At 32.8% G+C, this 12,937-nt stretch carries 15 protein-coding genes; 2 read left to right on the forward strand and 13 right to left on the reverse strand.

What is annotated here, in order from left to right:
• Window positions 1-82: 82 nt before the first annotated feature.
• The 6 genes from F3I00_RS09390 to F3I00_RS09415 form a co-directional block, all read right to left on the reverse strand.
• Entirely contained in the window at window positions 83-1,873 is a 1,791-nt protein-coding gene (locus F3I00_RS09390; protein ID WP_082228629.1) for a glycerophosphoryl diester phosphodiesterase membrane domain-containing protein, read from the reverse strand.
• A 68-nt stretch (window positions 1,874-1,941) separates the two neighbouring features.
• The gene (locus tag F3I00_RS09395) at window positions 1,942-2,703 is read right to left on the reverse strand and encodes a serine hydrolase (RefSeq protein ID WP_020807103.1); all 762 of its coding nucleotides are present in this window, start codon (window positions 2,701-2,703) and stop codon (window positions 1,942-1,944) included.
• A gap of 208 nt (window positions 2,704-2,911) precedes the next feature.
• Window positions 2,912-3,763, reverse strand: coding sequence for a MurR/RpiR family transcriptional regulator (locus F3I00_RS09400; RefSeq protein WP_003652172.1), 852 nt, complete (start codon window positions 3,761-3,763; stop codon window positions 2,912-2,914).
• A gap of 49 nt (window positions 3,764-3,812) precedes the next feature.
• Entirely contained in the window at window positions 3,813-4,589 is a 777-nt protein-coding gene (locus tag F3I00_RS09405; protein ID WP_024273094.1) for a DUF4931 domain-containing protein, read from the reverse strand.
• Window positions 4,590-4,742: 153 nt separating this feature from the next.
• Window positions 4,743-5,165: a type I 3-dehydroquinate dehydratase gene (locus tag F3I00_RS09410; RefSeq protein WP_003652702.1), complete on the reverse strand. Its 423-nt coding sequence runs from the start codon at window positions 5,163-5,165 to the stop codon at window positions 4,743-4,745.
• A 60-nt stretch (window positions 5,166-5,225) separates the two neighbouring features.
• Window positions 5,226-6,098 carry a hypothetical protein gene (locus F3I00_RS09415; RefSeq protein WP_003649912.1) on the reverse strand — a complete coding sequence of 291 codons (873 nt, stop codon included), beginning with the start codon at window positions 6,096-6,098 and terminating at the stop codon, window positions 5,226-5,228.
• 176 nt (window positions 6,099-6,274) lie between these two features.
• Between F3I00_RS09415 and F3I00_RS09420 the strand changes: the two genes are divergently transcribed.
• The gene (locus F3I00_RS09420) at window positions 6,275-7,489 is read left to right on the forward strand and encodes an MFS transporter (protein ID WP_003649911.1); all 1,215 of its coding nucleotides are present in this window, start codon (window positions 6,275-6,277) and stop codon (window positions 7,487-7,489) included.
• 21 nt (window positions 7,490-7,510) lie between these two features.
• A complete protein-coding gene (locus tag F3I00_RS09425; protein WP_003649910.1) occupies window positions 7,511-8,194 on the forward strand; it encodes a gamma-glutamyl-gamma-aminobutyrate hydrolase family protein in 684 nt (227 codons plus the stop codon).
• Window positions 8,195-8,244: 50 nt separating this feature from the next.
• On the opposite strand, the gene F3I00_RS09430 is transcribed toward F3I00_RS09425, so the two are convergent.
• From F3I00_RS09430 to F3I00_RS09460, 7 genes are all read right to left on the reverse strand, one after another.
• Entirely contained in the window at window positions 8,245-9,846 is a 1,602-nt protein-coding gene (locus F3I00_RS09430; RefSeq protein ID WP_020807105.1) for an ABC transporter ATP-binding protein, read from the reverse strand.
• A gap of 19 nt (window positions 9,847-9,865) precedes the next feature.
• Entirely contained in the window at window positions 9,866-10,372 is a 507-nt protein-coding gene (locus F3I00_RS09435) for an O-acetyl-ADP-ribose deacetylase (RefSeq protein ID WP_020807106.1), read from the reverse strand.
• Between the two features lie 91 nt (window positions 10,373-10,463).
• Complete coding sequence (locus tag F3I00_RS11010; protein WP_020807107.1) at window positions 10,464-11,108, reverse strand: ABC-2 transporter permease; 645 nt, start codon at window positions 11,106-11,108, stop codon at window positions 10,464-10,466.
• Window positions 11,109-11,110: 2 nt separating this feature from the next.
• Window positions 11,111-11,803 carry an ATP-binding cassette domain-containing protein gene (locus F3I00_RS09445; RefSeq protein WP_020807108.1) on the reverse strand — a complete coding sequence of 231 codons (693 nt, stop codon included), beginning with the start codon at window positions 11,801-11,803 and terminating at the stop codon, window positions 11,111-11,113.
• Window positions 11,784-11,975, reverse strand: coding sequence for a hypothetical protein (locus tag F3I00_RS09450; protein WP_020807109.1), 192 nt, complete (start codon window positions 11,973-11,975; stop codon window positions 11,784-11,786). The genes F3I00_RS09445 and F3I00_RS09450 overlap by 20 nt, the downstream gene beginning before the upstream one ends.
• Entirely contained in the window at window positions 11,969-12,430 is a 462-nt protein-coding gene (locus F3I00_RS09455; protein WP_157957778.1) for a stage II sporulation protein M, read from the reverse strand. The genes F3I00_RS09450 and F3I00_RS09455 overlap by 7 nt, the downstream gene beginning before the upstream one ends.
• Window positions 12,431-12,584: 154 nt before the next feature.
• Window positions 12,585-12,860, reverse strand: coding sequence for a class IIc cyclic bacteriocin (locus tag F3I00_RS09460; protein WP_020807111.1), 276 nt, complete (start codon window positions 12,858-12,860; stop codon window positions 12,585-12,587).
• Window positions 12,861-12,937 lie beyond the last annotated feature (77 nt).

The following is a 12,937-nucleotide window of genomic DNA, read 5'->3' on the forward strand; positions in this document are numbered from 1 at the left end:
AATTGACATTTATTGAATGCTGCCATAAATGGGAAGTAAATCAAAATATTGGCGTAGCAATAACTGGTATATGCCCATACTATCATGAAGCGCTTTCGTCAGGCAATATCAAAATAAAGTTTAATAACTTATTCGCATAACTCCGATTATCTTCAAAATCTTTAATAGTTTCATTTAATTCAGCAAGTTGATCGGTAATAATTCCATTCACATTGTCATACATCATCTTCATCATCATATTTGGGGTATTAACCGTCCAAGCATAAACAGGCTTATTCTGCAATTGCGCTTGCCAAATAAAGTCATTATTTAAAGTTGAGTATTCCATAGAGTATCCATTGGCCACGCTTTGAGGATAGGTGAAATTATATGGCTGAATATATAAAACAAATAACTTAGAATTAATCTGATGCAAACCTTCAATCACTCTATAGTCTAACGATTGAACTTGATATTTTCGTTTAATAATTAATTTTCCATATTTTTTATTAAAATTCTGAAGCATCTTAGGCGAATCATTTGGCGTTGTCTTAACTTCAATCAACAATTTTTGTTTTATTTTAGCAGCGGCTTTTAAATACTGATCAAAACTAGCAATTTTGGCCTGATGTCCATCTTCATGAAGCGTAATTCTAGTTAGTTGCTTTAAAGTTAGATCTTTTGGCGTTTTATTAATTCCAGCTAATTGTTTTAAATTTTCGTCATGCATAACTACGAATTGCTTATCTTTTGTTTCATGTAAGTCAATTTCTACATAATCTGGATGAAGCTTGGCCGTCTTTTTCAAAGCTGGAATAGTATTTTGTACGCCATTTTTATTACTTACTCCGCGGTGTGAAATGGTAAGCGGACGCTGCATATCGATTTCTTTTAAATATAAAACATTGTTTGCACCAGCAGCAAGTGCAAAAACTAGCATTAAACATAAAGCTAGCATTTTTAGTTTTATTGTTTTTTTAACTTTACTTTGAAGCTTAAAACTCTTTAATGGCGCCACCACAATTAAAAGTGAAACAACGCTAATCCAAATTGCAACTAACTCACTGACTAATTGAACCAGTAAAAGATTAAATACAGCAAAGCTAAAACTGATATTTCTCGGCAAATGATCTAAGCCTAATTGGCAAAGATAAATTAACAGATTAAAAATCAATAAAACTATACTTACACTAAGCCCTAATACTAACAGGCGACTCAGGATCTTCCACCAATACTTATGACTAGTTAATTTCCAACTTTCCTTCATAGCAAGAAAAGTCTTTTTTCTTTGATAGATCATAATTGGAAGCGTCAAAATAAGACGAATACCCAAAATGAAAGCCAACAAGTAAAAGATTATTAATCCACTAGCAAGCCAAATATTCCGTGTCATAAAATCTAAAATAAATTCTGGAATTTGAACCTTAGCTAGTAATGGTGTTCGATAAACTAGATCAGCAAACGGAACAATTAACAAGAAATACACTGCTAGTAGCAAAACTGAACTAATTCGAACTGATCGATATGATTGCCATAGTTCTTTAAATAAGGCCCTCAATGAAAATCTTCCCTGAGAAATTTCTCTAATTCCTAATAATATCAGTGAAAATTCACCATAAATTACTAGAAGTAAAACAATCAATTCAAGAATTAAACAGAGAAACATCAAAGTGTGTGTACTGATAATCGTAATAATATTTTGATATGAAATAAACGGAATTGCGCTAGCTTTTAAAATAGCTGTAGTAAGATACCTAAAAAGCGGAATAATAAGCACCTGCGTAAAAAGATCAATTCCAATAAATAAGGCAATATATTGAAGCCAATATTTTCTGAAATTATTAGTATACTTATTTATTTCTTGAAAAATATTCTTCAAAAATCTATCCTCCATCGTTATGTTCTTGTTGCTATTGTATTCTTTAGAGCATAAAAATAGGAATCCTAATTCTCCCCGGATTCCTATTTTTCAATCTTAGCAGTTTTTACATGTGAAAAGATCAACTTACTTAATTCTTGGAAGAATAAACGATCTTCTATATCTCTTCCCTTATAACTACTTAATACAGTACAAAATACTGGTGCTTTCTTAGTCATAAACGCACAAACTTCATGACGCGCCCGCCTATCTCGACCCAATTTATTGTAGGTAAGAATATTATCACCATAAAAAGTTAAATCAGTTGGAATAGTATGATTGCTTAAGGCGTTACGAATCAATGCACAGAATGGATTTTGAGTGGTCATCAAATGAGTAATTAGTTTATCAACACTAGTGGCTGTACATTCATTATCTTGCCCACTAGCTGAATAACGCATTAATTCTCTTCCTAATCTTAAACCAGGATAGTTTTTCTTTAGCCACTCATCAATTTCATAAATATCAAATTTTTCAATTAATAAATTAGTAGCCACATTATCTGTTATCGCACTAGTTAAGTAAACTAAATCTCGAACACTCCAATTAGTGCGACGCAGATCCCCAATAATTCCGGCACCTCGTACCCGTGATAGATCAGTGACTTCCATTTCTTCATTCACAATTTCAGGATTGTTTTTCCACTGGTCCTCAATATATGCAGCAATCGCGAGGTCAATCAAACTTCCTGCTGGGAAAACCTTCTCAGCTTGATGTTGATACATTACTTGGTCGCCATATTTAACAATTACACTTGCATCGATATCATACTGTTGGATAATTTCAGTAATTCCATCCTTTAACATAAAGCTATCGCCTTCCTTATAGAATTAGACAAAACTTAACTTACGTTATCTTATATATTATGTCAGTAGTTTTATTTATAAAATCATTTTAAAACTTTTTATTATCATGCCGCAAGATAGCTGCAAATATTCAAAGAAAAAAGCTGCTTAAAGCAGCTCTTTATTAACTATTTACAATAATTATTTAATATAATAATGGAATACCGTATTATTCATTTAATTGTTTTAATTGGTTAGTTATTAATTCCGTTTCTCTAAATCTTTCTTCTAATCTTGGTAGTTCCTGGTTAATTGTTGCTAAAAATAAAACACTTGAAACAAACATCTCAGAAAAAAGTGAATTAATAGCCCCTACTCTGAGTAGCTTTTCATCAGTTGATACACCTAATACAACATCTGCGAGCTCGACTAAAGGAGACTGACGTGAACGTGTAACGACAATAATTGGAGTATGATTTTTACGAGCTTGATCCGCCATTAACAATATTTCCTGCGTTAATCCACTATAAGAAAAGATTACTAAAGCATCCGTAGAATGCGAATAGCAAATTCGCTCTAAGGCAATATGAATATCCTGATTAAAGACCACATTCTTATCACTACGAATAAATTTATAATAAAGATCTTGGGCTGGTAAACTTGAAGCCCCTACTCCAGCTAAATAAATTCGATCAGCATTCTTTAAAAAATTGATCGCTTGATTCAAGGCAAGCCCATCAATTAAATGAGCTGTCTGCTCTGTATTTTTCTCAATACTTGATAAAAGTTTCTGTAATACAATATGTGGATTATCATGATGATCCACAATTGGATCAATAGTTTCTTCGTTGTCCTGCGGCGTATCTTGAGCTAATTGAATTTGAAAATCCTTAAGCCCTTTAAAACCAAGTTGCTGACAAAACCTAATCATTGAAGCAGCGCTGGTTTTAGTCATCCTTCCTAGTCCTTGGGCATCTTCTTGTAAAAATGTTTTAGGATGGGCCAGTAAATAATCAGCAATCTTCTTAGATGCCCCTTTAAAGTTAGGATAATTATTTAAAACTTTTGTTGATAAATCCATAGTGTACCTCTTTTTCTAATACAACATTTTAAGGTACTGAAATATTATTTCAAGACTTTTGCACAAAGTTTAATAGCCTATTGGCTTCTCTTCTTAATGTCTGATTATCATTACATTCAGATAATTTATAACCTACAAAATATGGTGGGGCATAAAATCGTGGAATGATCTTGCAACAGATTCCGTCTTCATTGGGATAGAAGAATAGATTATAAGAATCGCATCGACCGCCATACATTTCTTCTAAAATATATTGCACGCCGTTTTGAATCCAATCTGCCCAAAAGTTTAAGCCACTGTTTTTTAATAAATTGATATTTATTTCCTGAAATCCTTGTATAGGGTGAGTTGCAAAATTAACATCCATATTATTTGTTTCAAAGACCTTAATTCCAGTAAAATTATTGGCATGAATATACTTATAGCCGTCTTCTTTATCTAATCCTACAATTTGCATATGTGGATGCGATAAGGATCCATTAGACTTGGGACCAAAATTTTTATACCAAAGGACTGACTCAAATTTGCCACTTTGCCGCATTTTATTGAAACACTTCAAGGCAAATTTCATCAATTCTCGGTTATATTCTTTTGAATAGTCGCTTACATCCCCATCATGGTCATCAGATTCAATCAGTACTGTCTGTTTTGTATCTTTCAATGTTGGGAATCGGTTAGCTAGCCAAATCATTGGTCCATTTATTTGATAGATATCGGTTAAGTTATCAACATCGCAAAAAGGGCAAGTATTATCTCTTTCAGCATTAAAACTGGACGGCTTATCTTTAGCTATTGCAAATTCAAATATAAGTGGATCGTTATTCAAGTTTTTGCTCCTCTCCCTAAAAAACATTTGCACTTCAGTCTCTACTCTACTATAATAATCTATGAAGGCGATTAAAGCGCTTTCATATAACATTTTGTAGCTTTCCTTAACTTTACTCTTTCGGTCACTTTTCCGAAAGAGTTTTTTGTTTGCTTAAGAAAGTACAACTCCTAGCTCCTTAGCCTTAGCATCTTGAATCAAACCTGCTATTCGATCAGAAACATGATCATGCTCGATATCAATTGCATTTCCTAGCTTAAAATCAATAGCAATTTTTACTAAATTTAGATATGCATCTTCACTATCCAGTTCAGTTTTTCCGCCGAATTTTTTACTGCGGAAAGTAATTAAAATCGGCGTTTTATCCATAATCGCCTTAACCTTATCGGCTACTTCCAGCAGTCTGTTCATTAAGACTACATCCTTAAAATAATCAATTCTCCATTCCATCATTTCGGGCTGGAGTTTTTTTATTTCTTGCGCCTGTTTTATTACATCCTCTTCACTTAATCCTTTATTAACTAATGTCAAAAAGGTTTGATCATTCACTGCTACTTTTTTCTTCTCAAAACTCATCTTTTTTCTCCAAATAAAAAATTGCTACCTAAATTATAGTAGCAATTTTATTTTCATTCATTAAAAATTATCTCGTTTAATACTACGGATAATTGCAATTACAAATACCAAAATACTACATCCCATTCCAAAGTAGGCCATATAACCAACACTAAACATTTGTCCAATTTGAGCCGTATTAATTTGGTGATTAATCGCAAATTGATTAGCCCATTGATGAATTAAAGTCGGAGTCAAAATGAACAAAACTGTCGAAATACCAGATCCAACCAGCATGGCACGACGTGAATAGGGTTCTCTAAAGAATTGAGCTAAAACACAAATTGCAGGTGCGACCATTAAAAGAAAGGTCCAAATCATAATCCATCTACCTGCAGAGTCATTCATAAATTGACCACTATTTGCAGCATAACGATATGTTCCCCATAAACTGCCACCCAATAAGTTATCAAGTAACCCAACTGCATTTGCTCCTTGAGCAGCATAAACATTATTGGTACTAGCAGCTGCGCCTTGCAACATTTTTAGCATATCTTGCGAGCCGGTAGTTTGAAAATTAATAGTTACAACTTGCCGCATATAAGTAGATAAAAACATAATCATCGATGCTCCCAGCTGCAGTGCCTTGAGTAAATGAAGCGTCTTATTTCCACCTAATTTAAACTCTAAACTAAGAGTACGGTCAGGATTTTTACTTTTGACAATAATAAATACACCTGCAATTGCCACAACGATTAAAATTGCAAGACCAAGCCACCACTTAGTCATAATAAAGATAATTGCCAAGACGATTAAGGTTACTGAAACATACGGACGATTTAAGAATAAATCCCAAACATTTACCTTACCGTGACTTGCTAAACGTTGACGATATTCTTCTCTTGTTAAGACATTTTGATTTTTTTTATCTTTAGAATCTTGTATTTTGCTCATTACTCTCAACCTTTACCTTATTGTGCTAATCAATATTAGCATGTTACACCATGTTCCGCATTAACTTTTTAAGAAAATTAACCAACTTAAGCAGATCGTGACATTTGTCTTTAAGGCACTATGCTATAATATTACTATTGAAAAGTAAGAAGTAAGTTCAGGATTGGGATGACTATGTGAGCAAATCACACGCTTATAATTTGCCAAATGGATGGCATAAAACATTCTATACACTTTGGCTAGGCTGTTTTATTACTGGTTTAGGGTACTCAATGACGATGCCCTTTATTTCCTTATTTATGGCTGAACTGGGTCACTATAATAAACTACAATTGAATTTATATTCTGGTCTAGCTTTTGCCATGACTTTTATTGCCCAAGCCATTATTTCACCTTATTGGGGAAACTTAGCTGACCGCAAAGGTAGAAAATTAATGTGCATGCGTGCTGCTGGCGTTATGAGCTTAACCATATTTATTACTGGTCTTGCTCAAAGTGCTTTCTTTATTATTTGTATGCGATTCTTACAGGGACTATTTTCTGGCTATATCAACAATGCCACTGCTTTAATGGCAAGTGAAACGCCGCATCAACGTAGTGGTTGGGTAATGAGCCAAATGATGACTGCGGGAACGGCTGGTAATTTAGTTGGCCCACTAATTGGTGGAGCTTTGTCTAGTGCCTTAGGTTACAGGATTCCTTTCTTTATTACTGGCGGACTAATGTTTTTAACATTTTTAGGAACGTGGTTATTAGTAAAAGAGGACTTTACTCCAGTTTCTCGTGAAAAGATGAAGCCAATGGGAGAAATAATGCATGGTTTACCTAATGTTAAGTTAATCATCATTATGTTTGTAACCACGATGATTGTTCAGTCATCAACTATGTCAATTGATCCCATCGTTTCTTTGTACGTAAAATCTTTAATGCCCCACAGTAACAATATTGCCTTGATTGCCGGTATTGTTGCAGCTACACCAGGGCTTGGTACAATGCTTTCGGCTTCTCATATTGGTCATTTAATGGATCATATTGGAGCTGAGAAAGTTCTGCGTTGGGGATTACTGATTGCAACAATCTTGTTTATCCCGATGACTTTCATTCCTAATGCCTGGTCACTAGCTTTCTGGCGATTTCTTTTAGGTATTGTTAGTGCTGGATTACTTCCTGCTGCTCAAACAGTTCTAACTTTAAATGTTCCACCAGAAGCATTTGGTAGAGTATTCTCTTATAATCAATCTTTCCAAGCCGTCGGGGCTGTCTTAGGGTCTTTACTCGGTTCAACAATTTCTGGTATGTTTACTTATGAATGGGTATTTGCAGCAACTGGAATTACGCTATTGATTAATTATTTAATCATGCAACTTTCCGCTCACCATCAAAATGCCTAACTTGTTAAAGGAGTAATTGTAATGAAAACTATTGGTATTACTGCAAGCATCAAAAACAATCAATTAGTCGTTGATCGTAGCATTATTGATACTGTTGTAAAGCTAGGCTATCTTCCGCTTGTTTTTGCTCCAGTGAGTTTAAAAACAATGCCATTACCTAACGTTAATTTTGATGCTTTAATTCTTAGCGATGGTCCTGATATTACACCAATTTTTTATAATGAAGAGCCACTTCCCGAACTCAGAGAAACGGATCCACACCGAGATCAGTTTGAATTAAATTTGATTAAAAATACCCATGATTCAAACCTCCCAATTCTAGGAATTGGGCGCGGGATGCAAATGTTAAACGTAGCCTTTAACGGAACGCTTTTCCAAGATATTTATGTTCAAAATTCTGGAGCAGGTATTCAGCATATCCAAAAGAATGATTTATCTTTAGAAAGTCATCATGTCAATGTAACTGAAGAAAGCGAACTTGCTAAGGCTGTTGGTACACATCCTTACGTGAACAGTAATCACCATCAAGCAATTAAGACAATTGCTAATAACTTTAATATTGTAGCAACTGCGCCTGATGGCATTATTGAAGCCATTGAATCAACTGACCAAACAATGCTAGGAATTCAATGGCGGCCTGATAAATTATTAGATGATCCAAAGCAAGAAAAGATCTTTACTAACTTTTTTGATAAATTGCAATAATAAAATAAGAGCTAGAGAAAAACATGATTCTCTAGCTCTTATTTTATTTACTAATCTTTTTTACCCTCACATAAATTCAACCGAACTATCTTATTAAACATTGCCTTTTCTTCAGGTGAAATCTTATGAGCAACTTCAATTACTGCTACATGAGGATTTTTTAATAACGTTTCATGGATTGCAAAAGATAAATTAGGATCTAGTGCACTTGTTGCTTCATCTGCTAGTAAAATTGGCCGGCCTGATAAGAGTGCCCGCGCAATTTCAATTCGTTGAATTTGACCACCAGACAAGCCGTTTCCGGCTTCGCCAACTTTATGATCTAGACCTTCTTTTTTTACTAATTCATCTAATCCTGCTAAATGAATAACCTTCTTTAGCTTCTCATCACTAACTTTTCTACCTAAAGTAATATTAAAGCGTAAGGTATCATCGAACATGAATGGTTTCTGGTTAACGTAAGAAAAGTAATTATGAGCCTTAGCCCAATCCCCAGTTACATTTTCTCCATTGATTAAAATTTTACCTTCTACTGGGCGCTTTAACCCTAACATTAATCGTAATAAAGTAGTCTTTCCCCAACCACTTGGAGCCATAAGTAAGATTTTTTCACCAGGCTTTACCTGTAAATTAACATCAGTAAAAATCGTATGCTTATCAGATTTAGTTTGATAAGCAAGATGTTCAACATCTAGTCCTTCAAACTTCTCTGGTTTTTCTGAGTTTTCAATTGCTTCATAGTTAAGAGCCTTTTGCGTCTTCTTCCACATTGGCACAGTAGATTTAACTTGATTAAATTCATTAAATAAAGTTACAACAGGCGTAATGAAGTTCATTGCTAAGTCAACCATCATAAATAGTGTACCCACGCTTAGGCTTCCCTGCATCATCATGATGCCACCAATTGTACATGGAATAATAAAGCAGAATAATTCTGCAGCAGAATAAATTAATTCTAGTGCCCAAGCTTGCGTTAAGTTCATATTACGCAAGGCATTTTCCATATTTTGAGCTGAATGCGTTGCTCTCACTACAATGTTATTTCTAACATTATATAGCTTAGCTGACTGGGCACCATTTAAAGAATCAGAAACATTTTGCGTATAGCTTGCATTGGTTTTGGCCCAAATTTTTGACTTTTTAGTAATAATTTTACTAGTAAAAATTTGCACAACTGCTGGAGCTGCCATTGCTACCACAAAAATAATCGTCATTTGCCATGAATTATACAAGGCAAAAGCTAATGAGCCAATGAAAGTTAAGCCTTGATAAATCATATCAAGTTGCGCTGTAATTCGATTAGTTTCAATTTGCTTTAAGTCGTTAGTCATAAGCGACAAACCATTTTTAATATCAGGATCACCTTGATCAACTAAATATTGCAAATTAGCCCGTTTAAAGACCATGTTAACATCACGAATTATGCCCATTTTTACCCGCTCATAGATAAAATTACTCAGCATAAAGCAGAGCTGTCCTAAGGCAGTCAAAGCTGCTAAACGCACTAAATGCATTACATCTTTTGAATGTGATGATGCTACATTTAGCATAATTTTAATCATATAAGCTACAAATAAAATGTTACAAGCTTTGATCGCAGCTAAGATGGTAAAACAGATCACCTGACTTCGTCTTGCATATTTTAAGCTCATCTAAAACTCCTCACTTTAGTTAAGACGTTAGTTTATTATATATGGCTTTATTTTCTGAATCAAATACACAAAAATAGATCTTAATATTAAAATTTTGTTGTTTAAGCCAATTCTTGGTAGTTTCGACCGCAATTTTTGCAGCCTCTACTTTTGGATAACCATAAACGCCTGTTGAAATACACGAAAAAGCAATTGAATGAAGATTATATTGCTTAGCTAAGTTCAAACTATTTCGATAGCAAGCTGTTAATAATTCAGCATCTTTTTGAGCAAAATTAGGATTATACACAGGCCCAACTGTGTGGATAACATATTTAGCAGGTAAGTTATAACCCTTAGTAATTTTGGCTTCTCCAGTTTCACAGCCATGGAGCGTTCTACATTCTGCCAGTAATTCTGGACCAGCCGCACGGTGAATCGCACCATCTACTCCACCGCCACCTAAAAGCGTTCGATTAGCTGCATTGACGATTGCATCAACTTTTAATTTGGTGATATCTGCTTGAATTACTTGAAGATCATTCACTAACTCTCACCCTTTCTAATATTTCATATTTATATTTTATCTCATATACAAAAATAAGCTCATCCCCACACGGAAATGAGCTTATTTTGATTTACGCTCTATTTTTATAAATATATATATTATATGAAACGAAATATGATATTAGTAAGAAAATAATTATTATAATTACAGCAATAGATATTATTTCACTCGTACTAAAATTTTTAAAAAATCGAGATAATTCAACTGTGATTTTTGTAAATTTAATTAGGCAAAAACATACTCCAAATATTGCAATAACGGCAATAGTCAATCCATTTTGTTCAAAAGCATATAAAAAAGGTAAAACTATTAATCCATAAATAATTGATATAAAAAATGCACTTCCACAAATTATATAAATATTTTGCATAGACATGCCGTACAGCCATTTTATTCCAATCAACATATATAATAGACTGATTATTGCAGAAAAATTACATACTAATAATAAAGTCGCATACCTTGCACAAATTACTACCGTACTTTTTATTCCGAGACTTTGTATCCATTTCAACCATCCATTGGACGTATCTTTTATAAAAAGAGACTGTATATTGTTTATCATCAATAATGAAATAAATGTTATGTATATTACACTATTTGTTTTCAAATAATAATTTATTAAGATAAGACTAAATATGCCTAGACTTATAATATACCATTTAAACCAATTATATTTTAATTGGTTTAAATCCTTCCTAATCAAGCCAACCATTTTTAACTATAATTCTCACTCTCTAGAAAATCATAAAACATTTTTTCTATATCTTTTCCAGTTTGATGTTCTGTCTTTTCTTTTAACTTTACTTTTCCATTATTTACCAAAACAAATTTTGTACAAAGATTCGCTACATCAGCTAAATTATGTGTTGTTAAAACAATAGGTACATTATATTTTTGACTATAATTAAACACTAAATTAATCAAGTTACGACGCACAAGTATATCCAGTCCAGCCGTTACTTCATCTAATATTAACAATTCAGCATGATGCGATAATGCAATAGCAACATTTAATTGCATTTTCATTCCCTTTGAGAAGGTCTTGCAAGGCTTATCTTGAGGTAATTTCAATTTTTTTAACAAAAATTCAAAAAAATCACTATCCCAGTTATAAATCAGCTTTTTAAAAATTCTTTTAAGTTCCCTTATGTTTAAATCCATAGGTACAGATAAATCATCAAAACAATATCCGACATTCGTTACATTTCTGATAATGTTACCTTTTTTCCAAATATATATGCCGGCTAACAAATTTAAAAGAGTAGTTTTCCCTGCACCATTTTTTCCAATTATGCCCACTATATCTCCTCTATTAATATCTATATTTATGTGTTTAAGTGCAAAATTAGCAACATAATAATTTCCATCATTAATAGAGAGTAATACATCATTTTTCTTTTTTATCATTTTTCTTTATTCCCATTAATTGCCAAATATAGCCAAAACTAACAAAAATTATTCCAAAAAATATTGTAATTTCTTTTAACCCAAAAAATACAAATAGAACAGATGCAATTATCATAAAAACAAATGTAAGAATTCTTACGATTTTTCTCATAGAAATATTTTTTTCTAACATAACATTCTCCCTAGGGCTGGCGTTATAGTACTTTCAACAAGTGCTCCACAACACAGAATAATATATCCGATAGCCATATTTTTTAAAATAAAATAAGATCGTAATTTCTGTAAGTCATTTAATGTATAGATAATTGTGATAGCTAAAATACAGTAAGCATAATACTCAAAAATTCCGTGTGGAAGAAAAAGAAATATTGTTTGTTTTAAAGTTAAATAATGTAAGAATCTTCCAATATTCATACCGTTCGCGAAAAAGAAAAAGAAAAAGAAAACAAAAGGTTTTCCTAGTATAAAACTTGCCATCAATAAAATATATGCTAAAGTGTTCCTCATTAATATATATCTAAATGATGTAATAACTGGTAATCCAACAGGTTTTAATGGCACAGAGGTATAAACAGTTCCTAGCTTAATATATTCATATAACTCACCTACGCAAATACCTAGTACCAATATGACCATTAGTAAATATCTATACTTCTTTTTACTTAACATTAATAAATAAAAACTTAAAAATAAAAAGATTGATTATCAACAGTTATATAAAATATTGATACCTCAATCTTCATTATTACAAAATTGATTTTTCTAGATTATTAAAAATATTTTATGCAGCAGTTGCTCCCATTGCACCAATAGCTGCTGCTGCCCATGCAGGAATTGTAATTCCAGCAATAGCAGCATAAGCCCCTGCTAAACTAGAACCGCTGCCAACGGCATCAATCAATTTTCTAAGAGTACCAGTTGCTAAATGAATCCCAAACTGATCAGCCACCCAGTATACATTTACACTAAAATATAGTAAACATGAACCCAAAATTAAAAACAATAAAGCTAGCTCTAAGGTATTAAGTTCAAACTTATTTGTATAACTTTTTGTCATTTCTTATTCTCCTCATTAATTAAAACTTGTCCTTATGTGATATAAAAATATACCAAAACATATATATAAGAAAAACT

Origin of the sequence: Lactobacillus sp. JM1, assembly GCF_009834385.1 — a bacterium.
GTDB lineage: Bacteria > Bacillota > Bacilli > Lactobacillales > Lactobacillaceae > Lactobacillus > Lactobacillus paragasseri.